Source organism: Pseudomonas sp. IT-P100 (assembly GCF_949767185.1).
Classification (GTDB): Bacteria; Pseudomonadota; Gammaproteobacteria; order Pseudomonadales; family Pseudomonadaceae; genus Aquipseudomonas; species Aquipseudomonas fluorescens_B.
Window position 1 is genome coordinate 200,020 of record NZ_CATKQK010000057.1, and the last position, 24,947, is coordinate 224,966.

The 24,947-nt window shown below is 59.7% G+C and carries 23 protein-coding genes; 11 read left to right on the top strand and 12 right to left on the bottom strand.

Annotated features, from left to right (window positions below; genetic code table 11):
- Window positions 1-7: 7 nt before the first annotated feature.
- From ACM6IQ_RS27745 to folE2, 3 genes are read right to left on the bottom strand one after another with little or no spacing between them, the layout of a single operon-like run.
- Complete coding sequence (locus ACM6IQ_RS27745; RefSeq protein ID WP_017341604.1) at window positions 8-874, bottom strand: metal ABC transporter permease; 867 nt, start codon at window positions 872-874, stop codon at window positions 8-10.
- Complete coding sequence (locus ACM6IQ_RS27750) at window positions 874-1,542, bottom strand: metal ABC transporter ATP-binding protein (protein WP_414880344.1); 669 nt, start codon at window positions 1,540-1,542, stop codon at window positions 874-876. Before ACM6IQ_RS27750 ends, ACM6IQ_RS27745 begins: the two co-directional genes overlap by 1 nt.
- Complete coding sequence (gene folE2 / locus ACM6IQ_RS27755) at window positions 1,539-2,435, bottom strand: GTP cyclohydrolase FolE2 (protein WP_414880372.1); 897 nt, start codon at window positions 2,433-2,435, stop codon at window positions 1,539-1,541. Before folE2 ends, ACM6IQ_RS27750 begins: the two co-directional genes overlap by 4 nt.
- 86 nt (window positions 2,436-2,521) lie before the next feature.
- Here folE2 and ACM6IQ_RS27760 point away from each other — a divergent pair, with 86 nt between their 5' ends.
- On the top strand, window positions 2,522-3,715 hold the full coding sequence (locus ACM6IQ_RS27760; RefSeq protein ID WP_414880345.1) for an N-acetylmuramoyl-L-alanine amidase: 1,194 nt from the start codon (window positions 2,522-2,524) through the stop codon (window positions 3,713-3,715).
- On the opposite strand, the gene ACM6IQ_RS27765 is transcribed toward ACM6IQ_RS27760, so the two are convergent.
- Window positions 3,712-4,089 carry a glutamine synthetase gene (locus tag ACM6IQ_RS27765; protein WP_414880346.1) on the bottom strand — a complete coding sequence of 126 codons (378 nt, stop codon included), beginning with the start codon at window positions 4,087-4,089 and terminating at the stop codon, window positions 3,712-3,714. The two genes, ACM6IQ_RS27760 and ACM6IQ_RS27765, sit on opposite strands and share 4 nt — an antisense overlap.
- Window positions 4,090-4,233: 144 nt before the next feature.
- On the opposite strand from ACM6IQ_RS27765, the gene zigA reads away from it, so the two are divergent.
- Entirely contained in the window at window positions 4,234-5,442 is a 1,209-nt protein-coding gene (gene zigA / locus ACM6IQ_RS27770; protein ID WP_017341599.1) for a zinc metallochaperone GTPase ZigA, read from the top strand.
- Window positions 5,442-6,092: a DUF1826 domain-containing protein gene (locus tag ACM6IQ_RS27775; RefSeq protein WP_017341598.1), complete on the top strand. Its 651-nt coding sequence runs from the start codon at window positions 5,442-5,444 to the stop codon at window positions 6,090-6,092. The genes zigA and ACM6IQ_RS27775 overlap by 1 nt, the downstream gene beginning before the upstream one ends.
- Before the next feature lie 4 nt (window positions 6,093-6,096).
- Here the strand turns inward: ACM6IQ_RS27775 and ACM6IQ_RS27780 are convergent, their stop codons facing one another.
- Entirely contained in the window at window positions 6,097-6,453 is a 357-nt protein-coding gene (locus ACM6IQ_RS27780; RefSeq protein WP_414880347.1) for an NADH:ubiquinone oxidoreductase, read from the bottom strand.
- Between the two features lie 27 nt (window positions 6,454-6,480).
- On the opposite strand from ACM6IQ_RS27780, the gene ACM6IQ_RS27785 reads away from it, so the two are divergent.
- Window positions 6,481-7,446 (top strand): CobW family GTP-binding protein, encoded by a 966-nt coding sequence (locus tag ACM6IQ_RS27785; protein ID WP_414880348.1) that lies wholly within the window; start codon window positions 6,481-6,483, stop codon window positions 7,444-7,446.
- Between the two features lie 33 nt (window positions 7,447-7,479).
- Here ACM6IQ_RS27785 and ACM6IQ_RS27790 read toward each other — a convergent pair whose 3' ends face one another.
- Window positions 7,480-7,893, bottom strand: coding sequence for a DUF3301 domain-containing protein (locus ACM6IQ_RS27790; RefSeq protein ID WP_017341595.1), 414 nt, complete (start codon window positions 7,891-7,893; stop codon window positions 7,480-7,482).
- Window positions 7,894-8,011: 118 nt separating this feature from the next.
- Between ACM6IQ_RS27790 and pdxY the strand changes: the two genes are divergently transcribed.
- Window positions 8,012-8,884 carry a pyridoxal kinase PdxY gene (gene pdxY / locus ACM6IQ_RS27795; protein WP_414880349.1) on the top strand — a complete coding sequence of 291 codons (873 nt, stop codon included), beginning with the start codon at window positions 8,012-8,014 and terminating at the stop codon, window positions 8,882-8,884.
- A 148-nt stretch (window positions 8,885-9,032) separates the two neighbouring features.
- On the opposite strand, the gene ACM6IQ_RS27800 is transcribed toward pdxY, so the two are convergent.
- Window positions 9,033-9,515: an acyl-CoA thioesterase gene (locus tag ACM6IQ_RS27800; RefSeq protein ID WP_010465381.1), complete on the bottom strand. Its 483-nt coding sequence runs from the start codon at window positions 9,513-9,515 to the stop codon at window positions 9,033-9,035.
- 285 nt (window positions 9,516-9,800) lie between these two features.
- On the opposite strand from ACM6IQ_RS27800, the gene ACM6IQ_RS27805 reads away from it, so the two are divergent.
- Window positions 9,801-11,564: a cation:proton antiporter gene (locus ACM6IQ_RS27805; protein ID WP_414880350.1), complete on the top strand. Its 1,764-nt coding sequence runs from the start codon at window positions 9,801-9,803 to the stop codon at window positions 11,562-11,564.
- Between the two features lie 21 nt (window positions 11,565-11,585).
- On the opposite strand, the gene ACM6IQ_RS27810 is transcribed toward ACM6IQ_RS27805, so the two are convergent.
- The 3 genes from ACM6IQ_RS27810 to uvrD form a co-directional block, all read right to left on the bottom strand.
- Window positions 11,586-11,993, bottom strand: coding sequence for an SMI1/KNR4 family protein (locus ACM6IQ_RS27810; protein ID WP_017341592.1), 408 nt, complete (start codon window positions 11,991-11,993; stop codon window positions 11,586-11,588).
- 135 nt (window positions 11,994-12,128) lie between these two features.
- Window positions 12,129-13,001 (bottom strand): Tim44 domain-containing protein, encoded by an 873-nt coding sequence (locus tag ACM6IQ_RS27815; RefSeq protein WP_017341591.1) that lies wholly within the window; start codon window positions 12,999-13,001, stop codon window positions 12,129-12,131.
- Between the two features lie 222 nt (window positions 13,002-13,223).
- On the bottom strand, window positions 13,224-15,407 hold the full coding sequence (gene uvrD / locus ACM6IQ_RS27820; protein ID WP_017341590.1) for a DNA helicase II: 2,184 nt from the start codon (window positions 15,405-15,407) through the stop codon (window positions 13,224-13,226).
- A 258-nt stretch (window positions 15,408-15,665) separates the two neighbouring features.
- Here uvrD and ACM6IQ_RS27825 point away from each other — a divergent pair, with 258 nt between their 5' ends.
- Complete coding sequence (locus ACM6IQ_RS27825) at window positions 15,666-18,533, top strand: EAL domain-containing protein (RefSeq protein WP_031319185.1); 2,868 nt, start codon at window positions 15,666-15,668, stop codon at window positions 18,531-18,533.
- 60 nt (window positions 18,534-18,593) lie between these two features.
- On the opposite strand, the gene ACM6IQ_RS27830 is transcribed toward ACM6IQ_RS27825, so the two are convergent.
- The gene (locus ACM6IQ_RS27830; RefSeq protein ID WP_017341589.1) at window positions 18,594-18,908 is read right to left on the bottom strand and encodes a hypothetical protein; all 315 of its coding nucleotides are present in this window, start codon (window positions 18,906-18,908) and stop codon (window positions 18,594-18,596) included.
- Window positions 18,909-19,263: 355 nt separating this feature from the next.
- On the opposite strand from ACM6IQ_RS27830, the gene hexR reads away from it, so the two are divergent.
- Together hexR and ACM6IQ_RS27840 are read left to right on the top strand one after the other, a co-directional pair.
- On the top strand, window positions 19,264-20,130 hold the full coding sequence (hexR, locus tag ACM6IQ_RS27835; RefSeq protein ID WP_008027445.1) for a transcriptional regulator HexR: 867 nt from the start codon (window positions 19,264-19,266) through the stop codon (window positions 20,128-20,130).
- A gap of 258 nt (window positions 20,131-20,388) precedes the next feature.
- Entirely contained in the window at window positions 20,389-20,598 is a 210-nt protein-coding gene (locus ACM6IQ_RS27840) for a PA3496 family putative envelope integrity protein (protein ID WP_017341588.1), read from the top strand.
- Here ACM6IQ_RS27840 and ACM6IQ_RS27845 read toward each other — a convergent pair.
- Window positions 20,540-21,502, bottom strand: a complete 963-nt coding sequence (locus ACM6IQ_RS27845) for a LysR family transcriptional regulator (RefSeq protein ID WP_017341587.1) — start codon at window positions 21,500-21,502, stop codon at window positions 20,540-20,542. The genes ACM6IQ_RS27840 and ACM6IQ_RS27845 overlap by 59 nt on opposite strands.
- A gap of 190 nt (window positions 21,503-21,692) precedes the next feature.
- Between ACM6IQ_RS27845 and ACM6IQ_RS27850 the strand changes: the two genes are divergently transcribed.
- Both ACM6IQ_RS27850 and oadA read left to right on the top strand, forming a co-directional pair.
- Window positions 21,693-23,108, top strand: coding sequence for an acetyl-CoA carboxylase biotin carboxylase subunit (locus ACM6IQ_RS27850; RefSeq protein ID WP_017341586.1), 1,416 nt, complete (start codon window positions 21,693-21,695; stop codon window positions 23,106-23,108).
- 11 nt (window positions 23,109-23,119) lie between these two features.
- Window positions 23,120-24,928, top strand: a complete 1,809-nt coding sequence (gene oadA / locus ACM6IQ_RS27855) for a sodium-extruding oxaloacetate decarboxylase subunit alpha (protein ID WP_017341585.1) — start codon at window positions 23,120-23,122, stop codon at window positions 24,926-24,928.
- The last annotated feature ends 19 nt before the right edge of the window (window positions 24,929-24,947 follow it).

A 24,947-nucleotide genomic window follows, 5' to 3' on the forward strand; every position in this document is an offset into this window, starting at 1 on the left:
CAACACCTCATTGGGATGTGAGCAAAGGCGGGCGGCGCAGCAAACCGTGCACCGGTCCGAACACCACGGACAGCAGATACAGACCGCCAGCCACCAGGACGATGGCCGGGCCGCTGGGCAGTGAGTAGTAGAACGACAGCAACAATCCGAGCCAGACCGAGAGGCAGCCGAGCAGGGCGGAGATGCCCATCAACATGGGCAAGCGACGGCTCCAGAAGCGTGAAGCGGCGGCGGGCAGCATCATCAGGCCGACGACCATCAGCGCGCCGATGGCCTGAAAACCAATCACCAGGTTCAGCACCACCAGCGTCAGAAACACGCCATGGGCCAACGGACCGAGCCGGCTGACGGTTTGCAGGAAGAGTGGGTCGAGGGTGTCCAGCAACAACGGTTTGTAGATAAGCACCATGGCGATCAGGCTGAATCCTGAGACCCATAACATGCCGGTCAACGTGGGCCCGTCGACCGCCAGCGCCGAGCCAAACAACAGGTGCAGCAGGTCCAGACGTTTGCCCGCGATGCCGAGGATCAGCACACCGCTGGCGAGGGAAATCGGGTAGATCGCCGCGAGGCTCGCGTCTTCTCGCAGCCCGGTGCGGCGAGTGATCCACGCGGCGAGACCGGCCATGCTCAGGCCGGCGCCGAGACCGCCGAGTGTCAGCGCTGGCAGACTCAGGCCGGCAAACCAGAAGCCAAGCGCAGCGCCGGGCAGGATGCCGTGGGCGACGGCATCGCCGATCAGGCTCATGCGCCGCAGGATCAGAAATACCCCGAGCGGTGCCGTGCTGCATGCCAGCACCAATCCACCGAGCAGCGCCCGGCGCATGAACACGAACTCGTGGAAGGGTTGCCAAAGTTGAGTGGCAGCGAGCATCAGGCCACCTGCGTTTGGGGTTGTTGGCGGATCAGGTCGACGCTTGGGCCGAGGACGCAACCGCTACTTTTGATCAGCAGCGTTTGAGGAATGTGTTGGCGAACAGCGGCCAGGTCGTGACACACGACCACCAGGGTTCGGCCTTCAGCGTGCCAGGCGTGGAGGTGTTTCCACAGCAGTGACTGACCGAGTTCATCGAGGGCGGCGTGGGGTTCGTCGAGTAACAGCAAGGGGGCTTCTGCGAGGCTTAAACGAGCGAGCAGGGCACGCTGCAATTCGCCGCCGGAGAGGGCCATCAACGGGCGCTGTTCCAGACCGGTCAGGCACCATTTTTCCAGCGCGGCCTTGAGACGTTGGCTCCGGACTTCGGGTGTTTGTCTGCTGCCCCAGAAACCGGCGGCCACCAACTCTTGCAAGCTGATCGGAAATTGCCGGTCGAGGTGTTGTTGCTGAGGGAGGAATGAGAGTGAGCCTTTGCGTGGAACATCAAGGGTCACTTTGCCTGTCAGTGGTTTTTGCAGGCCGGCGATGACTTTCAGCAAACTGCTTTTTCCCGAACCGTTGGCACCGATGACCGCTGTCAGGCTGCCCTTGGCCAATTCGAAATCCAGCGTAGGTGTGAGCGGTTGTCCGGGTGCTCCCCAGCTCAAAGCCTCGCAGCGAATCATGCGGCCTCCCAGTTCCATCGACTTTCGGCGACGGCGTCGTGGGCGTGAAGGCTTTCTGCGTGGACGACTTTCAGGTGGAAGGCGTTGATGCCGGGAGAGCGTTTCAACGCCAGATTCAAGCGTCGAACAGCATCTTCGCAGAACATCAGGTTCTGCCCATTGGCCAGGGCGAAGGCTTGTTCGTCGGCGCGCTTCACGGCGGTTTGCACGGCGGTGCCGAGGGCGGCTTCGGCATCGTTGATCAATGCGATCAGTGGCAGGTCATCCAGATAGTCGTCAAGACGAAGCTTTAGCTGCGCGTTGCTGCGTTGGCTATGAGGCGTCGCAACGATGCCTTTTGTGGAGCCAAGCCAGGCTAAAACATCGGCGTGTTGCAGTGACTTGTTGGCGAAGTCATCGATGAATTGCTGTTGAATCAACTGCCGTGACAGCGCGGCTGAACAGGGACAGGTTGAGGAATAAGGGATGTCGATTTTTAGTTCCACGTGGAACATCGCGTTTTTCAAACGCGCTTCGATGCTAACCGGATAGTTCTTCCACCCGGACAACGGACTGATAAGCGCCGGCCGTTTGAGCAGTAAATCAGCGTGAATGTTCAGGTAAGCGCTATTGGATAGACCTTCGTGCGAGTCTAAAAATCGCTGCAAGACACACCGCAACAGGGCTGGCGTCAGGCTTTCCTGCTCGAGCATTTCCAGCGCCAGGTACAGTCGCGACATATGAATGCCCCGGGCTTCTCCATCGTCGAGGCTGACGCCCGCGTCGGCCTTTGCACTCAATCGTTGGCCATCGAACAAAACGGGAAGAGCAATGCCGCACATGCCCACCCATTCAAGTGGCAGGGCTTGGCGTGAGGCCTGCGCGGCGATATCCGGCAGAGTCAACGCATTCATGAGCAGGTCCATCGTGGAAGTCGGATCGACATGTTATGTTATTACATTAAAATCGACTATGCCTTTTTTCACGAGCGGCTTTCACCATGCACAGACGTCAATTGCTCAACCTGATCCTGGCCAGCGCGGCCTTATTGCCCTTCAGTGTTGGCGCCACGCAAATTCGCAACGCGCGGCTTTGGCGTTCGGATGACAAATTGCGCCTGGTGTTCGATCTGAGCGGGCCGGTTCGCTACAAGACCTTTTCCCTGAGTGCACCCGAGCGGTTGATCATCGATCTGAGCGGGGCCAACCTCAGTGGTGACTTCAGTCAATTGGCCCTCGGCAATACGGTCATTCGTTCGATCCGCTCCGGGCATTTTGGTCAGGGCGATACGCGGATCGTCCTCGATCTCAATGCTCCGGTGCAGCTCAACAGCTTCCTGTTGCCGCCGCAGGATGGACAAGGCCATCGACTGGTGCTCGATCTGAAGTCAGCCGCGCCGCTACACATCGCAGCTGCGCCCGAGGTAGCCGTCGACAAAGCTCACCCCAAGCGGGACATCATCGTGGTGGTCGACCCCGGCCATGGCGGCAAAGACCCCGGCGCCGTCGGTGCCAAGGGTGAGCGCGAGAAAGACGTGGTGCTGGCCATCGCACAACTGTTGGCCAAACGGCTGAAGCGCGAGAAAGGCTTCGACGTAAAGCTGGTGCGCAATGACGACGTCTTCGTCCCGCTGCGCAAGCGCGTGGAGATTGCCCGCAAGCACAACGCCGACATGTTCATCTCGGTGCATGCCGATGCAGCACCGCGTCTTACTGCTTCTGGCGCCTCGGTGTATTGCTTGTCCGAGGGTGGAGCGACGTCGGCCACGGCGCGCTTCATGGCGCAGCGAGAGAACGGCGCGGACCTGTTGGGTGCCACCCGTCTGCTCAATCTCAAGGACAAGGACCCGATGCTTGCCGGGGTGATTCTCGACATGTCGATGAACGCCACCCTCGCCGCGAGTTTGCAGTTGGGCAACACCGTGCTCGGCAGTCTGGCGGGCATTACCACGCTGCATCAAAAGCGTGTGGAGCAGGCGGGATTTGCTGTGCTGAAGTCACCGGACGTGCCGTCGATCCTGGTGGAAACAGGCTTCATTTCCAACGCTCGCGACAGTCAGCGGCTGGTCACGGCGCGGCATCAGCAGGCCGTGGCTGACGGCTTGTTCGAAGGATTACAGCGTTACTTTCAGAAGAATCCGCCGGTCAACAGCTACGTCGCCTGGCAACAGGCACAGCAAAAAGCGCAGGCCTAGCAGCCAGTAATCCGGCTGCAGGTGAACCTGGCGCTGCTGCCGCCGGAGCTGGAAAACCGATTGATGGTGGTCCAGCCGACCCGACGGTTATAGCCCACCCAGGCTTCGCCGTCGGAAGCGATCCCGGTGAAGAATGTCAGTTGCCCGTAGCGACTGTTGGTTTGCGCCCAATAGCGCTTGCTGGCCCGTTCGAACCCGCGCAAGTAGATCGTGCTGCCGACAGTGTTGACGCTGTAAGCGTTACCGTCGGCATCCACGCAGGCCAGCAGGTTGGCGCTGCGAGTACATGTTGCAAGACTCGGGACTTGCGCCCAGGTGTCTACGGCGAGCAGCAGCGAAAAGCTCATCAGCGTTAATTTCAGGGCAATGCGCATGGGATTTCTCACAGGACGAACGGGCTCCAGCATCCTGTCCTTTGTCACGGTCGGCAAGAGGGGAGTGGTATAATTGCATTGTTATACTGTAACATTTAGTTGAGCCCGACGCTGCGACCGGGCATCTAATGTGAGGACTACCTGATGCCCAATCGTCTCCCCGTGACTGTCCTGTCGGGCTTTCTCGGCGCCGGAAAAAGCACGCTGCTCAACTATGTGCTGCGTAACCGCGAAGGCCTGCGAGTCGCGGTGATCGTCAACGATATGAGCGAGATCAACATTGATGGCAGCGAAGTTCAGCGTGACGTCACCCTGAACCGCGCCGAAGAAAAACTCGTGGAAATGAGCAACGGCTGCATCTGCTGCACCTTGCGTGAAGACCTGCTTGAAGAGGTCGGCAAACTCGCCAGGGATGGCCGCTTCGATTACTTGCTGATCGAATCCACCGGCATCTCCGAGCCGCTGCCCGTGGCGGAAACCTTCACTTTCCGTGATGAAGAAGGGCAAAGCCTGGCCGACATCGCACGGCTCGACACCATGGTCACCGTGGTCGACGGCATGAACTTCCTGCTCGACTATCAGGCCGCCGAAAGCCTCGCTTCTCGTGGCGAAACCCTCGGCGAGGAAGACGAACGCTCGATCACTGATCTGTTGATCGAGCAGATCGAATTCGCCGACGTGATCCTGATCAGCAAGATCGACCTGATCAGCAGTCGCGAGCGTCAGGAGCTGATCGCGATCCTCGAACGATTGAATGCGCAAGCCGAGATCATCCCGATGGTCATGGGTGAGATCCCCCTGCAGAAAATCCTCAATACCGGTCGTTTCGACTTCGAAAAAGCGGCGCAGGCACCGGGCTGGTTGCAGGAGCTGCGCGGCGAGCACGTGCCGGAAACCGAGGAGTACGGCATCGCTTCCACGGCCTATCGAGCACGCAGACCCTTTCACCCGCAACGCTTTTTCAGCTTCATCGACCGGCCATGGGTGAACGGAAAACTGCTGCGCTCCAAAGGGTTTTTCTGGCTGGCGAGCAAGCCGATGGACGCGGGCAGCTGGTCCCAGGCGGGCGGTTTGATGCGCCATGGTTTTGCCGGACGCTGGTGGCGTTTCGTGCCGAAAGACCAATGGCCGCAGGACGAAGAAAGCACCGCTGCAATCATGGACAACTGGACCGCCGCCACCGGTGATTGCCGCCAGGAACTGGTGTTCATCGGCCAGAACATCGATTTCACTCGACTCACCGCAGAGCTGGACGATTGCCTGCTGACCGATGAAGAAATGGTCTCCGGCGTCGAGGGTTGGCGATTGCTGCCTGATCCGTTCGGACCCTGGCATGAAGAGGAAGCGGCGTGATGTTGGCGCCGACCTTGAAGCCTCGGCCGGCCATGTCTCAGGTTCAGGGCGAGACGCCGCAAGCGCTCGCCGGGATTCTCGATGATGGCGTAAACCTCGCCGTATGGCAGCGCCAACTCCCGGTACACATCGCCGATTTTGGCAGCCTGCTGCTGTCCTTGAACGAGCCATTGGCCGAGTCGTTGTCGCTGGAAATCGCCAACGAAGACACTGAACCCAACCTCCGCGGATTGGCCTCGGGCTTGCGCGATCTCGAGGGCTATGAAGGCTTTATCGCCGACGTTTCCTGGCTGGTCAGTGCATTCGCCTGTCTGTTGGGGGCCCAGCGTATCGGCGTACGTCTGCGGGTTCTGGACAAAGCCATGTGCCCGCGCTTTCACGTCGATCATGTGCCGGTGCGCTTGATTACCACGTATGCGGGTGTTGGCAGTCAGTGGCTGAAAGAAGGGGGGATGGATCGTCGCCAGTTGAGCCAACCCGAAGCGGAACCTACGGACAACTCGCTGATCCAGCAAATCGGCAGCGGCGCCGTCGCCTTGCTCAAGGGCGAGAAATGGCACGGCAACGAAGGCTTTGGCCTGATTCACCGCTCGCCGCAGCTCGCGCCGGGCGAGCGTCGTTTGATCCTGACCCTCGATTGGCTGGGTTAGCGGCTCATGGCTTGAGCCAGTTGCCCTGGCTCTGGCCTTCGCAAAACGGCTTCAGGTACGCCGCGTCGGTGGCCACGCCGTAATAGTGAATATCCTGCCGGTAAGGCATATTGGCGACTTGAGCGTTGCTGCACACGCCGAATGCGCCGCCGGGGCATTGGTCGACGTATTGAACCTCGACTTTCTGGCCAGGAAGGTTCGGCTGACAGAAGCCATCGGCGAAGAGTTTTTCCGGGATGTTTCGGTTCTGCTGACAGACTTTCACGTCCAGTCGCTCAGCCGTGCTATGTACCACACAAGCCTGGGCCAGTGCTTCGCCGGAAACCAGGGCCAAGAGCAACGTCCAGCCGATCAACCGCATCGTTTACCTCCTCAGAAAACACCGACCATGTTGCAGAACATTCCCACCCACGTCATTGCCGGCCCATTGGGCGCAGGCAAGACCAGTTTGATCAAGCACCTGCTGGCCCAGCGGCCGGCGAACGAGCGTTGGGCGGTGCTAATCAACGAGTTCGGCCAGATTGGCATCGATGCTGCGTTGCTGACCCGGGACGCCGATGGTATCGCACTGGGTGAGGTGGCCGGGGGCTGTTTGTGTTGCGTCAATGGTGCGCCGTTTCAGATCGGCCTCGGGCGTTTACTGCGCAAGGCGCGGCCGGATCGGTTGTTTATCGAGCCGTCAGGGCTCGGCCATCCTGCGCAGTTGCTCAGGCAGTTGAATGAGGCGCCTTGGGTCGGCGTGCTGGCGGTTCAGCCCTGCGTGATGGTGCTGGATGCCCAAGCGCTCGCCGCTGGCCAACCGCTTCCTGTGACGCAGCAGGAGGCGTTGAGTAGCGCAGGGTTGTTGCTGTTGAACAAGTCTGAACATCTCGGGGAGGCTGATAGGCAGCAGGTTGTCGCGCACTTGCCATCACGTCCCTTGTACTGGACGCAGCAGGCCATCCTTCCTTTGAAAGCGTTACCCGGCCTTGAGGCGCAGGCTGTGGCGGGTGTGGATAACTTCATCGCACCCAATGGAGTCGCGCAGTTGCCGGCCGTCTGGACAGATCCCGCGTTACCGATTTGCCTGAGTCAGGAACAGGACGGCGGCTGGAGCATCGGCTGGCGCTGGCATCCGAGCCAGAGGTTCGATTCAGCGCGAATTGGCCGGTGGCTGGAAAGCCTTGGTTGGCGGCGAGCGAAGCTGGTTATCCACAGCGCCGACGGGTGGGTTTCGGCGAATGCACTGGATAACTCGGCGTTGGAGTGGCAGCCCAGCGAATGGCGCCGCGATTCACGGATTGAGCTGATATTCAGCGAGCCGCAGAATGTTGAGTGGCTGCAAAGAGATTTGGCAGGCTGTCGTTCGAATTAAAGATCAAAAGATCGCAGGCTGCGATCTTTTGATTTATGGACGCCATTTGGTGTGTTCTTGCCGCCACTGACTAAGCTCAATCACTTCTGCCCGCGGCTTCACCACGTCGACCACCGGAGGCGTGTCGTCGAAGGGCATCGGGTAGGGGGCCAGTTCGATCTGCGCGCTGTGGGCGCCGAACTGGGTGATAGTGCCGTTATGGCGGGTTTCGCCGGTCACCGTGAATTCGAAGTTATACACACGGGCCAGACGGCGTCGGCCATTGGCATCCTTGATGAATGCAATTTTTTTCAGCGCCACGTTGCCATCCAGCAACTCGATCCCGAGATTGCTGCAATGCTGCTTGACCCGCTCCAGCGCGCGCTCGCGCAAGCCATGGTTGTGCCATAGCCACGCGCCAGCGGTGGCGAGCAGCATCAGCACGAAGATATTTCCGAGGGTCAGCATCAACAGGGTGCTCCAACAAGATAGTGCCAGCTTAACTGCGTCGCCGGTCTGTCGTACAGGCTGCGTTTAGTCGCATACTGCGCGGCTCGAATTTCAATCGTTTTACGGAACTCACCGCATGAAACGTACGCCCCATCTGCTCGCCATCCAGTCCCACGTGGTGTTCGGCCACGCTGGCAACAGCGCCGCGGTTTTCCCGATGCAGCGGGTCGGGGTGAATGTCTGGCCACTCAACACCGTGCAGTTCTCCAACCACACTCAGTACGGGCAGTGGGCGGGCGAGGTGCTGTCGCCACACCAGATTCCCGAATTGGTCGAAGGCATTGCGGCGATCGGAGAGTTGGGCAATTGCGATGCCGTATTGTCCGGTTACCTCGGCAGTGCGGCCCAGGGCCGGGCGATTCTGACGGGCGTGGCGCGGATCAAATCGATGAATCCAAAGGCGCTGTATCTGTGTGACCCGGTAATGGGCCATCCGGAGAAAGGCTGCAGCGTGCCGGCAGAAGTCAGCGATTTCCTGCTGGAAGAAGCCGCTGCCGTGGCGGACTTCATGTGCCCGAACCAGCTGGAGCTGGACAGCTTCTCAGGGCGCAAGCCGCAGTCGCTGTTCGATTGCCTGGCCATGGCGCACGCGTTGCTGGCGCGCGGCCCGAAAGCGGTGCTGGTCAAGCATCTGGCCTATCCCGGCAAACCGGAGGATGCGTTTGAAATGTTGCTGGTGACGAGCGAAGGAAGCTGGCACCTGCGACGTCCGATGCTGGCGTTTCCGCGTCAGCCGGTGGGCGTTGGCGACCTGACTTCCGGGCTGTTTCTGGCGCGTGTGCTGCTGGGCGATAGCCTGGTGGCGGCGTTCGAGTTTGCGGCATCGGCGGTGCATGAGGTGCTGCTGGAAACCCAGGCGTGCGCCAGCTATGAACTGGAGTTGGTGCGGGCTCAGGACCGGATTGCGCATCCGCGGGTACGGTTTGAAGCGACGGCGATCAGTCTCTGAGTTCGACGTTGAACCCATTCGCAAGCAAGCCCGCCCCCACATCGGATCTTTGTCGGACACAAACTTTGTGTTCAATGAAGAATGAGTGCGTGGAGCGGGCTTGCTCGCGAAAGCTGTCTGAAGAACACCCTGAAACTGTCTGGCCAGCTCAGGCGTCGCCCTTGATCTCCTGGTAGCGCTTTTCCAGTTCCTGACGAATCTGACGACGCTGCTGGGCCTGCATGAAACGGCGTTTGTCCTCGCTGTTCTGCGGTTGCAACGGCGGGACGGCAGCCGGTTTGCGATCGTCGTCCACCGCCACCATGGTGAAGAAACAGCTGTTGGTGTGACGCACCGAGCGTTCGCGGATGTTTTCGGTCACCACCTTGATGCCCACCTCCATGGAGGTGTTGCCGGTGTAATTGACCGAAGCCAGAAAGGTCACCAGTTCGCCGACATGAATCGGCTCGCGAAAAATCACCTGATCCACCGACAGGGTCACCACGTAGCGGCCGGCATAACGGCTGGCGCAGGCGTAGGCGACTTCGTCGAGGTACTTGAGCAACGTGCCGCCGTGGACATTGCCAGAGAAGTTGGCCATGTCGGGGGTCATCAATACCGTCATCGACAGCTGGGCGTTTCCGGGTTCCATAGCGTTCTCACGGTTCAAGGCAGGTTTCGGAGGAGTGCACCTCTGTGGGTGCCTGGTCGGTTTTTTCAAACCACAGTTATCGGGACGCCGGGCGGGTGGTCGTCGTCACGCCGGATCGATCTGTTTCCATATATTGCACCGCCTTTCTGCCGGAAGTCGCGGTGTTACCCTTCAAAAAGCCCACCCCAAGGGCAATTCCTACGCGGAAAGCGGATTTTTACTCTGCTCGATCAGACCTTTCCCGCGTCTGGCGCGTGAGCAATGTCACTCAAGGAGCCCCACACCATGCATGCCATCAGTTTTATTCAGGATCTGGCAGTGATCATGTTGGTCGCGGGTGTGGTGACCGTGCTGTTCCATCGCTTCAAGCAACCGGTGGTGCTTGGCTATATCGTCGCCGGCTTCATCATCGGCCCGCACACGCCACCGTTCGGTTTGATCCACGACGAAGAAACGATCAAGACCCTCGCCGAACTCGGGGTGATCTTCCTGATGTTCTGCCTGGGCCTGGAGTTCAGCCTGCGCAAACTATTCAAGGTCGGCGCCACGGCGTTTATCGCGGCGTTCCTGGAAATCGTGCTGATGATCTGGATCGGCTACGAAATCGGTCGCTGGTTCGACTGGAACACCATGGACTCGCTGTTCCTCGGCGCGATCCTGGCGATCTCCTCGACCACCATCATCGTCAAGGCACTCAATGACCTGAAGATGAAGAACGAGCGCTTCGCGCAGTTGATCTTCGGTGTGTTGATCGTCGAGGACATTCTTGGCATCGGCATCATTGCCTTGCTGTCGAGCATCGCGGTCAGCGGCACGGTCAGTTCCGGTGAAGTGTTTTCCACGGTCGGCAAGCTGTCGTTGTTCATGATCGTCGCGCTGGTCATCGGGATTTTGCTGGTGCCGCGGCTGCTGGCCTACGTGGCCAAATTCGAAAGCAACGAGATGCTGTTGATCACCGTGCTGGGCCTGTGTTTCGGCTTCTGTCTGCTGGTGGTCAAGCTCGAATACAGCATGGTGCTCGGCGCGTTCCTGATCGGCGCGATCATGGCTGAATCCCGGCAGTTGCTGAAGATTGAACGCTTGATCGAGCCGGTTCGTGACCTGTTCAGTGCGATCTTCTTTGTGGCCATCGGGCTGATGCTCGATCCGATGATATTGCTGCAGTACGCGTGGCCGATTGCGGTAATAACCGTGGCCGTCGTACTCGGCAAGATGTTGTCCTGCGGTCTCGGCGCCTTTATCGCCGGCAATGACGGACGCACCTCACTGCGCGTGGGAATGGGGCTTTCACAGATTGGCGAATTTTCTTTCATCATTGCGGCGTTGGGCATGACCCTGCAGGTCACCAGCAACTTCCTCTATCCGGTCGCCGTGGCGGTGTCGGTGATTACGACGCTGCTGACGCCTTATCTGATCCGTGCCGCTGATCCGCTGTCGATCAAACTGGCTGGCGTGATGCCGCAGCGGCTGGGTCGCGTGCTGGGGATGTACGGCGAATGGCTGCGCAGCATCCAGCCACAGGGCGAGGGCGCGCTACTGGCGTCGATGATTAGGCGGATTCTGTTACAGGTGGGCGTCAATCTGGCGCTGGTGATTGCGATCTTCTTCTCGGGTGCTTATTTCGCCGAGCGAATGTCGGCTTACCTGCAAGACTGGATCAGCGACCCCAGCTGGCAGAAAGCATTGATCTGGGGCGGGGCGTTGCTGTTGTCGCTGCCGTTCCTGATCGCCGCCTATCGCAAGCTCAAGGCGCTGTCGATGCTGTTGGCGGAGATGGGCGTGAAACCGGAGATGGCCGGCCGCCACACGCAGCGAGTGCGTCGGGTGATCGCCGAAGTGATCCCGATCCTCTCGCTGCTGGTGATCTTCCTGCTGTTGGCAGCCTTGTCGGCCAGTATTCTGCCGACCAACAAGTTGCTGGTACTGATTGTCGTGGTCGCGGCCGCCGTGGCAGCGCTGCTCTGGCGCTGGTTCATCCGCGTGCACACGCGGATGCAGGTGGCCTTGCTGGAAACCCTGGACAACCACAAGGAATCGTCCGGGCATTGACCACGCGGTGCGTCAGACGGCTCAGCTTTCCAGCCAGACGTCCCGCGCCCAGTGCCACACCGATTCCCAGGTCTCTTCGGCGATCAGTTCTTCCTCGGCCAGCCACAACACTACGGTGCCGTCTTCTTCGACCAGGTAGTAGTTGTCGCCGTCCTGGCAGATCGGAATCATGCTGCGATCAACGCCGGCATCCCAGGCGTTGGCGGCAACGTCCGGCAGGTAGGTGTGGGATTGCGGGTCGGTGACGGTCACCGGCTCCAGGCTGCCGTAGACCACGTCGCTGACGGTCAGCAAAAATTCTCTGAAGACAAACGGGATGTCGATGAACAGTTGTTCTTCGATTTCGACCAGCAGATCTTCGTCGGGCAACTCCAAGGGGACCGGTACCGGTTCGTTGGCTTCACGCAGTTGTTCGATGATTTCTTCCACGTCCGGGATCCTCTTGCTTGATGGCGCGGTTCAGTTGGGGCGGTTTATACAGTAGCTCGCTATAGATGCAACCGCGAAATAGAAAACCCCGGCCGAGGCCGGGGTTTTGTTGCGACACATTTAACGCGGGTCGGTTCAACCGTTCTGGCGGATACCGGCGACCAGCCAAGGCTGGTTTTCGCCCTGCGGACGTTCCATGTTCCAGCTTTCGCTGAACACTTCGCCCTGGTCGAAACGCGAGGTCTTCGACACACCGCTGAAGGTCAGGGTGGCGATGGTCTTGTCGGCACGATCGTCGACGCCGTCCAGTTGTACATTGAGGTTATCAATGTAGGTGGACTGGAAACCTTCACCCAGGTCGGCACGTTCGCGCTTGAGGAACTCGAGCAGTTGCGGGGTCACGAACTCGGCGATCTTGTCCATTTCATTGGCGTCCCAGTGTTGCTGCAGGGACTGGAAGTGGTTGCGGGCCGCTTCAATGAAGTTCTTTTCATTGAACCAGGCTGGCGCATTGATGACCGGACGAGCGGCAACCGGAGCGGCCGAACCACCGAAGATCGAACCCATGCCAGCAGGCTTCTGCTCGAACACTTCACGTTGCATCGGCGCGCCGGCTGGCGCCAGGTGCTCCTGCTGCTTGCGACGACGAGCGGCGATGAAACGGAAGACCAGGAAGGCGATGACCGCCATGATCAGGATGTCGAAGATCTGCATGCCCTGGAAGCCGCCGCCCATGAACATGGAGGCCAGCAGGCCACCGGCAGCGATGCCGGCCAGAGGGCCGAGCCAGCGCGAAGCACCGCCGGCCTTGGCGGCAGCGCCAGCGGCACCCGCCGCGCCCGCAGTGGCTGCAGCGCCACCTGCAGCTGAAGAAGGAGCCATTTGGCTGGTCTGGTGAGTCGGCGCAGCGCCGGAGCTCTTGCCGCCACCAAAGCGCTTGGCGTTGGCGTCGAGGCTCATCGTCAGGCCGATGCACAACGCCATGGCGATGCTAAGAAAACGTTTCATAAAGGGAATTCCCATTTGTGGAAGGCACGCGCGCCATGTTGCACAGCTGAAGTGTTACTGGCTAGCGGCAGAGTGTTTCGGGCTTTTGCCTGACAGGTTGCGTTCAGCTTCAGTCAGCGCAATAAGGCCAGTTAACTTTGGTCTGTAGGATTCGGGATTTAGTTCGGTAGCAATGGCCTCTGTAGGCGCGAGCTCGCGCCTACAGAAAGCCGTACAGGAGCGTCAGATCGCTTCCAGCTTGGCGTAACCGAGCATCAGCCACTTGCTGCCTTCGCTGAAGTTCACCTGCACCCGCGCCTGAGCCCCGGCGCCTTCGAAGTTCAGGATCACGCCATCGCCAAACACCGAATGCCGGACAGCCTGGCCGAGACTGAACCCGGTGTCGGGAATCTCGCTGCCGCCAAACAGGCTGCTGGAACTCTGCTGCTGACCACCGCCAAACGGACGGCTGACACTGTTGGAAAGCCGTACTTCCTGGATCAGGCCTTTCGGCACTTCACGTACGAAACGCGACACCTTGTTGTAGGTCTCACTACCATACAGGCGTCGGGTTTCCGCGTAGGTCATCACCAGGTTCTGCATGGCGCGGGTGATACCGACATAAGCCAGGCGCCGTTCCTCTTCAAGACGGCCAGGCTCTTCCAGGCTCATCTTGTGCGGGAATAGACCCTCTTCCATGCCCACCAGGAACACGTAGGGAAATTCCAGGCCTTTGGCGCTGTGCAGGGTCATCAACTGAATGCTGTCTTCGTGCTCGTCGGCCTGAGTATCGCCAGCTTCCAGCGACGCGTGACCGAGGAATGCCGCCAGTGGCGTCAGGTCTTCATCCTCTTCCGAGTTTTCGAAGTTGCGCGCAGCGCTGACCAATTCCTCAAGGTTTTCTACCCGGGCTTGTCCTTTCTCGCCTTTTTCCGCTTCGTGATAGGCAATCAGTCCGGACTGCTCGATGACGGTCTGGGTCATCAGGTGCAGTGGCATTTCCGTGCACTTGGCGGCGAGGTTCTCGATCAGCTCGATAAACGCGCCAAGTGCACCGGCGGCACGGCCGGTCAGTCCTTTATTCGCGACCAGCAGGCGCATCGCTTCCCACATCGACACATCGCTGTGGCGCGCATGGTCCCGAATCGCTTCAACGGTTTTCTCACCAATGCCACGGGCCGGAACGTTGATCACCCGCTCAAGCGCTGCATCGTTGCCACGGCCTTCCAGCAAACGCAGGTAAGCCATGGCGTTTTTGATTTCTGCCCGCTCGAAGAAGCGCTGACCGCCATAGATGCGGTACGGAATGCGCTCGCGCAGCAAGGCTTCTTCCAAAACGCGCGATTGGGCGTTGGAGCGGTACAAAATCGCGATATCGCTGCGAGCCAGGCCGGTTTTCAGCGCGCTTTCGATGGTTTCCACCACGTAGCGTGCCTCGTCGTGTTCGTTGAACGCGGCGTACAGGTTGATGGCTTCGCCTTCGCCGCCATCGGTCCACAGCTCTTTGCCCATGCGCCCGGTGTTGTTGGCGATCAGGGCGTTGGCGGCTTTGAGGATGCCGGCAGTGGAGCGGTAGTTCTGCTCCAGGCGGATGGTCTCGGCGTCCGGGAAGTCGTCGGAGTACTGGTAGATGTTCTCGATTTTCGCGCCGCGCCAGCCGTAGATCGACTGATCGTCGTCGCCGACCACCATCAGGCTGTCGCCGCCCTTGGCCAGTAGACGCAACCAGGCGTACTGCACGGCGTTGGTGTCCTGGAACTCGTCCACCAGAATGTGCCGGAAGCGCTTCTGATAGTGCGCCAGCAGGCCAGGGTGATCGCGCCACAGATCAAGGGCACGCAGCAGCAGTTCGGAGAAGTCGATGACACCGGCGCGCAGGCACGCGGCTTCATAGGCTTCATAAATGCTGCGCATGGTCGCCAGGAACAGATCGCCGCTGGCTTGAATGTGTTGCGGGCGCAGGCCTTCGTCTTTCTGCCCGTTGATGAACCACTGGGCCTGACGGGCTGGCCAGCGTTGCTCGTCCAGGCCCAGCTCGCGGATCACCCGCTTGACCAGTCGTTGCTGGTCGTCGCTGTCGAGAATCTGGAAGGTCTGGCTCAGGCCGGCCTCCTGCCAGTGCGCCCGCAGCAAGCGGTGCGCCAGGCCGTGGAAGGTGCCAACCCACATGCCGGCCGGGTTGATACCCATCAGTTGCTCGATGCGATGACGCATCTCGGCAGCGGCCTTGTTGGTAAAGGTCACCGACAGGATTGAGTGGGGCGAGGCGTTCTCGACCTGGATCAACCAGGCGATACGGTGCACCAGCACTCGGGTTTTACCGGAACCAGCACCGGCCAGGACCAACTGACGACCCACGGAGGCAGCTACGGCCTGGCGTTGGGCATCGTTGAGGGAGTTCAGCAGAAGGGAGAGATCATCGCGCATCGGGGCATTCTAGGGGGCCAGGTCACACCGGGCAAACCCCGCTTTGCTTTAGCCGATGAAAGATACGCGCAAGACGACCGGTCGGTCACTGGCTGCAAGCGCTGGCGGGGCTCGCTTCCAGCGTTTTCAGGGGGCAAAAGGGGTCCGGGCTTTCGTAAAAATTATGATCTGGAGCAGTTTGGTAAGGGCATTGGCTTGTGTATGCTCCGTTCACGTTTCGGGCTCATGCTCATCATTATAAGAACAAGAACATTGCCTATGACCCTCAGCTCCGACCTGTCGGGCCCTTCCGTGGAGCCCCGGGTTATCCGCAAACAGTACGCCATGGAAATGGCGGTCGAGCGCACGCGCCTGCTTTACCAGGGCTCGCTGCTGCCGACGCTGTTCATGCTGATCAATGGCCTGGTGTGCGCGGGATTACTCTGGAGTCCGCGGCGCTACTTTCTGGTCAGCATCTGGCTGATATGGTTGTTGTCGCTGGTAGCATTGCGGGTGATCCAGGTCGCGGCCTTCGATTCCGCCATCCCCAATCGCCAGGCGCATCCGGTCTGGCGACGCATGTTTTTGCTGGGTTCGGCCATGACCGGCCTGACCCTGGCCGGCGCCGGCATTGCGCTGGTGCCGGCCGACAATTTCATCCAGCAAGCCTGGGTGTTCGGCCTGATCGGCGCGGCAGCCCTCTCGGCCAGCGTGGCCTACGCGGTCAGTCTGCCGGCGTTTCTATCCTTTACCTTGCCCTGCCTGTTGCCCGCCATCGCCTATCTGTTCTGGGGCGGCGACACGCAAGAGCAGGGCTGGGGCTGGTTCGGGCTGATTTTGCTGGGGGCGTTGAGCGTGGTCGCCTGGCAGGTCAATCGGCTGATTGACCGCGGGTTGTTGCGCCGCTTCCAGAATCAGGCACTGATCGAACACTTGCAGCAGGCTCAGAGCCGTAGCGACCAGCTGAACCACGATCTGGCTAAAGAAATCGATCAGCGCCGTCGTGCCGAAGACGAGTTGCGAGAAATTCAGATCGGGCTGGAAAGCCGCGTCGCCCAGCGCAGCCTGGAGCTGGATGCGGCCAATCAGGCCTTGAGCAAAAGCGAGGCGCGCCTGGCACTGGCGTTGAAGGCCAGTGAGCTGGGGCTATGGGACTGGAACCTGCAGACCGACGAAGTCCATCACACCCATATTCAGGAATTGTTCGGGCTGGAGCCGGAATTCGTGACGGCCATGCTGCGGCACCTCAAGCCGCGCCTGCATCCCGAGGATTTACCGTCGCTGAAGCGCGCGCTGGTCGAGCATCTGAAGGGGCGTAGCGAGGACTATCAGATTGAGTACCGCGTGCGCCATGGCGATGGTCATTGGGTCTGGATCGAAGACCGCGGTCGAGCGGTTGAGCGCAGCGAAAGCGGCCGGGTGCTCCGCATGGTCGGCACCCGGCGCGACATCAGTGCCAGCAAGAGCCAGGAAGCGCAACAGCAATTGGCGGCGACGGTGTTCGAGGCGGCCAGTGAAGGCATCATGATTTTCGATCCGAATTACGCACTCATCGCGGTCAATCAAGCGTTCAGCCGCTTAACGGGTTATGACATCGACGACATGCTCGGGCGCAATGTGGTGGAGTTGCCGTGCAGTCGCGACGCCCGCCGCCACTATGGGGCGATTCATCAGGCCCTGGAGCAGCACGGCAGTTGGCAGGGCGAACTGGTGGAAACCCGCAAGAACGGCGAGCTGTATCCGCAATGGCTGCAATTGAACGCAGTGCGCGATATGCGGGGAAATGTCAGCCATATCGTCGGTTTCTTCGCCGATCTATCGGCGCGGCGCGAATCCGAGGAGCGCATGCGCTACCTGACCCACTACGACGAACTGACCGGCCTGGCCAATCGTTCGTTGTTCCGCGAACGGTTGCGTGAAGCCCATCAGCGCGTGCGCCAGGGCGGGCGCAGTCTGGCGTTGTTGCACATCAACCTGGACCGTTTCAAGTTACTCAACGACAGCCTGGGTCATGAAATTGCCGACCAGTTGTTGCAGAAGATGGCTCGACGGCTGGTCAATGCTTTGCCGGAAGCAGACACCATTGCGCGATTGTCCGGCGATGAGTTCGCGGTGTTGTTCGATGCTTACGGCAGCCTCTCAAGCCTGGCGCGAGTGGCGACGCGACTGTCGTCCAAATTGCGTGTGCCGGTGACCGTTGAAGGGCATGAGTTGGTCGTCAGTGCCTCCATGGGCATCAGCATGTTGCCGGACAACGCCCGGGAAATCTCTGCGCTGGTGAGCCAGTCGAACATGGCCATGCAACATGCCAAACACCTGGGCGGCAACAATTTCCAGTTCTACACCGATAGCCTGCAAGCCAGCACGCTCGAGCGCTTGCAGCTGGAAAACCAGTTGCGTAAAGCCATCGAAGAGAAACAGCTGAAGGTGTTTTATCAACCCAAGCTTTGCCTCGCCACGGGCCGGCTGAATGCGGCCGAGGCCTTGGTGCGCTGGGATCATCCGACCATGGGCAGCGTGCCGCCAGGAGATTTTATCGGCCTGGCCGAGGAGACCGGGCTGATCGGCCCGATCGGCGAGTTTGTGTTGCGCCAGGCATGCTGGCAGGCCTGCGAATGGCAGCGTCAGGGGCTGGAGCCGATTCGAGTGTCGGTCAATTTGTCGGTGCATCAGTTGCGGCAGGGCAAGCTGGTCAGCCTGGTGCGTCAGGTCTTGGAGGAAACCGGCCTGGCGCCGCACTACCTCGAACTGGAACTCACGGAAAGCCAGTTGCTGGACAGCGTCGAACATATCATCGCTACCTTCCAGCAGTTGCGTGATCTTGGGGTGAAACTGGCCATCGACGATTTTGGCACCGGGTATTCGTCCCTGAGCTACCTCAAGCGTATTCCGGTGGATTACGTGAAGATCGATCAGGCGTTTATCCGCGGTCTGGGGGAGGGCAGTGTGGATGCCGCGATCACCCGGGCGATCATTGCGATGGCTCACGGGCTGTCGTTGAAGGTGGTCGCCGAAGGTGTGGAGCGGCCGGAGCAGCTTGAATTCTTGAAGGCTGAGCGTTGTGATGAAGTGCAGGGGTATCTGATCAGTCGCCCGATAGAAGCGGGTGGGTTGGCGGACCTGCTGCGCGCGCAATCCGTCGACTGAAAATACGCCGCTCAATCCAACCTTCCCGCCACGCAAAGTGACGGGAAGGTATTTATAGACTTAGTTTGTAATCAGAACGTCGTCGATGTGGTGAATTTTTTCACCTTTATAGAAGATGCTCACACCTGAAACATTGGAATTGCCCAGCGATTTATATTCGACAACTTTGTCTGTTTCAACTTGCAGCGACACTTCGCTGGAGTTTTCAAGAAGCAACTCCAATCGCAAGTCAAAGGATTTATCCTGCATCGCAGTCATCACCAGTTTAGGGGTAATGCCCGTGTGTGCAACGGTTACGGTACCGAAGGCGCGGAAAGAAGCTGCGCCAGGCATGCGGTCGATTTGTGCGGTCCAGTTTTTGGTTTTAATGGTCATGGTGTGTAACTCCTGTAATTAAGTTTGATTGCGTCCTGCACGATCAAAGTAACTAGGTGGAGTTGTTTTTGGAAGAAGGTTCTTAGTTGTATTTGTAAGTTTGAGTGTTTAATAAGTTTGTTGTTTGGATAACTAAGTTCCGAAGGTTTCGAGGAGGCCGATCAGGGGGGCTTGTCAGCCTCAAGGGTGTACTGCGGTTTGCGCTGGGGCGCTGAAAATGGGTGCTACATGAAGCGCGAACGCCTGAAAACGAGGGATTCGGTTACGCATTGAGCAGGCAAAAAGCCAATTCATGTAGTATAACTACAAGCTTGCTACATCCCCGGCGCCTGCCAATAACAAAGAGTCCAGCCCCTTGAATCTGCTGCAACACATCGCCCAGTCACGCCACCTGTTACGCAAGTCGGAGCTGAAGGTCGCCGACCACGTGCTGCTTGATCCAGCGGCGGTGATGCACAGCTCCATGGCCGACCTGGCCCATAGCGTGGGCATCAGCGAACCGACCATCGTGCGGTTCTGCCGCGCCATCGGTTGTTCCGGGTTTCAGGATCTGAAATTGAAATTGGCACAGAGCCTCGCGGCGGGTGCGAGCTTTGGCCAGTTTGCGATCCATGAAGACGATTCGGTCGCCGACTACAGCCTGAAAATCTTCGACACCACCCTGCACACCCTGATGGAGGTTCGCGAGAAGCTCGATCCGGTGGAATTGCAGCGGGCGGTGTCGCTGATGTCCCAGGCTCAGCGTGTCGAGTTTTATGGCTTTGGCGCCTCGGGTGCCGTGGCGGCGGATGCCCAGCACAAATTCTTCCGCTTGCTGCTGACGGCCGCGGCGTATTCCGATCCCCACATGCAGGCGATGTCGGCGGTAACGCTGAAGCCAACCGACGTGGCGATCTGCATTTCGCAGTCCGGGCGTTCCAAGGACTTGTTGATCACGGCCAACCTGGTGCGCGAAAGCGGTGCGTCGCTGATCACCTTGTGCCCGAGCCAGACGCCGTTGGCTGAGCTGTCGACTGTCAACCTCGCGATCGATGTGCACGAAGACACTGAAATCTATACGCCCCTGACCTCGCGCATCGCCCACCTGGTGGTGATCGACGTGTTGGCGATGGGCGTGGCCATGGCCCGCGGGCCGAGCCTGGTCAACCACCTCAAGAGCGTCAAGCGCAGCCTGCGCAGCTTGCGGCTGTCACCCAAGTCGGTGAAAGCGCTCGACGATTGATTCAAGATGACACGGACCCTGTGGCGAGGGTGCTTGCTCCCGCTCGGCTGCGCAGCAGTCGTAAATGAGCCAGTGCGACGGGTCGAACGTTGCTGTGAATGATTTTGGGGCCGCTTCGCAGCCCAGCGGGAGCAAGCTCCCTCACCACAGCGTTCGCCGCCAGTCTGTGAGCTTCATCATTTTGTAACCCGCTCGCCGCCAAACCGTCATCCCTCGCGCCCATCCTGTAACTCCCGTACTCGCCTTGGGAGACTCGAAATGGCCCAGCCCTACGAAGAACGCAACAGCGCCGTCAAAACCCGTCGTCAGCAAGAAGACCAGCGCCGCATGGAATTTCGCCGCGCCATCGAAGATCGCTGCGAACGCCGCCAGCTGCTGGCCGAGATCGGAGATTTTCCCGACCTGGAACTCAATTACTGGCAGGCAGCGCCCGCAACTTCCCGTCGAAACGCTCAACCAGGGCGCTGATCTGCACCCGCTCGCTGCGGATAAACGCAAGGAATGCGTGGGCCACCGGCGACAGCCGCTTGGCCTTGGCCTGCACCAGGCACCAGCTGCGAAACAGCGGCAGTTCTTCGACCGGTAGCTCGATCAACCCACCGGTCGCCAATTCAAGGTTCAGGGCGTGGCGCGTCAACAGCGCAACGCCCAGACCCGCCAACACACATTCACGCTGCGCTTCGGCCGATGCGACCTCCTGGGTCTGGTTGAAGTGCACACGTTTTTCCTTGAAATACTCTTCGCACGCCAGTCGGGTTCCCGAACCGGGTTCGCGCAGCAACAGCGTGTAGGGTTCGAGATCCTGCAAGCGCAGCGGCCCCATGTGGCACAGCGGATGGTCCGGTGGCGCGACGGCCACGATCGGGTTGTTGAGGAATGGCAGAAACTCCAGCCCCATGTCCTGCGGGACCATGGACATGATGACCAGGTCGTCACGGTTGTCGGAAAGGCGCCGAATCACCTGCCCACGGTTAACCACGGTCAGTTGCAGGTTTACCTCGGGATGCTGGCGTTTGAACGCGGCAAACAGGTGCGGCACGAAATACTTGGCGCTGGATTCCACCGCCAGTTTCAACTGGCCCTGCAATGATCCCTGCATGTCCGAGAGCTGCATGTCGAGGTTTTCCAGGCGCCCGAAAATGTCCCGGCTGGCACGTTGAAGGGCTTCGGCGGCCTCCGTCATGTAGAGTTTTTTGCCGACGTAATCGAACAGTGGCTGACCAATCAGCTCCTCAAGTTGACGAATCTGCAGGCTCACGGCAGGTTGCGTGAGCGACATTTCGTCCGCTGCGCGGCTGTAGGATCGCAAATCACAGACTTCATTGAAAATCTGCAATTGACGCAATGTCATACGCATCAATGACTTACGCATTTTCTACACGCTCTCGCCCCAGGCTGATGGGTCAACTATAAGTCTTTGCTTATGCCTAACCCAATAATTAATCATTTTTGTTAATCCCTTGCGAGGGCTAGTGTGGGGCTGCGACTAAATCGAAACATTTAGTCACGCGTCGACCTGGTCTAGCAGGTCGTGGGTATCACCGGCTCAAGGGAAACTCCAAGTGATAACAAAGATCCTGATCGCCAACCGTGGTGAGATTGCCGTACGAATCGTGCGCGCCTGCGCCGAGATGGGCATTCGCTCGGTCGCGGTCTATTCCGACGCCGACCGCCATGCCTTGCACGTGAAGCGTGCGGATGAAGCCCACAGCATCGGTGCCGACCCGCTGGCCGGTTACCTGAACCCGCGCAAGCTGGTGAACCTGGCCGTGGAAACCGGTTGCGATGCGTTGCACCCTGGCTACGGTTTTCTCTCGGAGAACGCCGAGCTGGCGGACATTTGTGCAGAACGCGGTATCAAATTCATTGGTCCATCGGCTGAAGTGATTCGCCGCATGGGCGACAAGACCGAAGCGCGCCGCAGCATGATCAAGGCCGGCGTGCCAGTCACTCCGGGCACCGAAGGCAACGTCGCGGACATCGCCGAAGCCCTGACCGAAGGCGACCGCATCGGTTACCCCGTGATGCTAAAGGCCACTTCCGGTGGTGGCGGCCGCGGCATCCGTCGCTGCAACAGCCGCGAAGAACTCGAACAGGCTTTCCCCCGCGTGATCTCCGAAGCCACCAAGGCGTTCGGTTCGGCGGAAGTGTTCCTGGAAAAATGCATCGTCAATCCGAAACACATCGAAGCGCAGATCCTCGGCGACAGCTTTGGCAACGTGGTGCACCTGTTCGAGCGTGACTGCTCGATCCAGCGCCGTAACCAGAAGCTCATCGAAATCGCCCCGAGCCCGCAACTGACCCCGGAACAGCGCGCCTACATCGGCGACCTGTCGGTGCGTGCGGCCAAGGCAGTGGGTTACGAGAACGCCGGCACCGTGGAGTTCCTGCTCGCCGAGGGCGAGGTGTACTTCATGGAGATGAACACCCGGGTGCAGGTGGAACACACTATCACCGAAGAAATCACCGGCATCGACATCGTGCGTGAGCAGATCCGCATCGCGTCCAACCTGCCGCTTTCGGTGAAACAGGAAGACATTCAGCACCGCGGTTTCGCGCTGCAATTCCGGATCAACGCCGAAGACCCGAAAAACAACTTCCTGCCGAGCTTCGGCAAGATCACCCGTTACTACGCGCCCGGCGGCCCCGGTGTGCGCACTGACACGGCGATCTACACCGGCTACACCATCCCGCCGTTCTACGACTCCATGTGCCTGAAGCTGGTGGTGTGGGCGTTGACCTGGGAAGAAGCGATGGACCGTGGCTTGCGCGCCCTCGACGACATGCGTCTGCAAGGGGTCAAGACCACTGCCGCGTACTACCAGGAAATCCTGCGCAACCCGGAATTCCGCAGCGGCCAGTTCAATACCAGCTTCGTTGAAAGCCACCCTGAACTGACCAACTACTCGATCAAGCGCAAACCCGAAGAGCTGGCCCTGGCCATCGCCGCCGCCATCGCCGCCCACGCAGGCCTGTGAGGAATATTCCAATGACCAAGAAAATCCACGTTACCGACACAATCCTGCGCGACGCCCACCAATCGCTGCTCGCCACCCGCATGCGCACCGAAGACATGCTGCCGATCTGCGACAAGCTCGACAAAGTCGGCTACTGGTCGCTGGAATGCTGGGGCGGCGCAACCTTCGACGCCTGCGTACGCTTTCTGAAAGAAGACCCGTGGGAGCGTCTGCGCCAACTGCGCGCGGCGTTGCCTAATACGCGTCTGCAAATGCTCCTGCGTGGCCAGAACCTGCTGGGCTATCGCCACTACAGTGACGATGTGGTCAAGGCGTTCGTGGCCAAGGCTGCGGTCAATGGTATCGACGTGTTCCGTATTTTCGATGCGATGAACGACGTGCGTAACCTGCGCGTGGCCATCGAAGCGGTGAAGGCCGCCGGTAAACACGCCCAGGGCACCATCGCCTACACCACCAGCCCGGTACACACCATCGACGCGTTCGTGGCCCAGGCCAAGCAAATGGAAGCGATGGGTTGCGACTCGGTCGCGATCAAGGACATGGCTGGCTTGCTGACTCCGTATGCCACGGGCGAACTGGTCAAGGCATTGAAGTCCGAGCAGTCGCTGCCGGTCTTCATCCATTCCCACGACACTGCGGGTCTGGCCACGATGTGCCAACTCAAGGCGATCGAAAACGGCGCTGATCACATCGACACCGCGATCTCCAGCTTCGCTTCTGGCACCAGCCACCCTGGCACTGAGTCGATGGTTGCCGCCTTGAAAGGCACCGAGTTCGACACCGGCCTGAATCTGGAACTGCTGCAAGAGATCGGTCTGTACTTCTACGCCGTGCGCAAGAAGTACCACCAGTTCGAAAGTGAATTCACCGCCGTCGACACCCGCGTGCAAGTCAACCAGGTGCCGGGCGGGATGATTTCCAACCTGGCCAATCAGCTGAAAGAGCAGGGCGCGCTGAACCGCATGGGCGAAGTGCTCGCTGAAATCCCGCGCGTTCGTGAAGACCTCGGCTTCCCGCCGCTGGTGACCCCGACCTCGCAGATCGTCGGCACCCAGGCGTTCTTCAACGTGCTGGCCGGTGAGCGCTACAAGACCATCACCAACGAAGTGAAGCTCTACCTGCAAGGCGGCTATGGGAAGGCGCCGGGCATCGTGAATGAAAAACTGCGTCGCCAGGCCATCGGTAGCGAAGAAGTGATCGACGTTCGTCCTGCCGACCTGCTCAAGCCGGAAATGGCCAAGCTGCGTGCCGAAATCGGCGCCGTGGCCAAGTCTGAAGAAGACGTGCTGACCTACGCCATGTTCCCGGACATCGGTCGAAAATTCCTCGAAGAACGCGCTGCAGGCACGCTCACCCCGGAAGTGCTGTTGCCGATTCCCGAAGCGGGCGGCGTGGCCTCGGCCGGCGGCGAAGGCGTACCGACCGAGTTCGTCATCGACGTCCACGGCGAAACCTACCGCGTCGACATCACCGGTGTCGGCGTCAAGGCTGAAGGCAAGCGTCACTTCTACCTGTCCATCGACGGCATGCCGGAAGAAGTGGTCTTCGAGCCGCTCAACGAATTCGTTAGCGGCGGCAGCAGCAAGCGCAAGCAAGCCACTGCACCGGGCCACGTCAGCACCACCATGCCAGGCAACATCGTCGACGTGCTGGTCAAGGAAGGTGACACCGTCAAAGCCGGACAGGCTGTGTTGATCACCGAAGCCATGAAGATGGAAACCGAAGTCCAGGCGGCCATCGCCGGCAAGATCACCGCCATCCACGTAGCCAAGGGCGACCGGGTGAACCCGGGCGAAATCCTGATCGAGATCGAAGGCTGAGTTAACAGCCTCGATATAC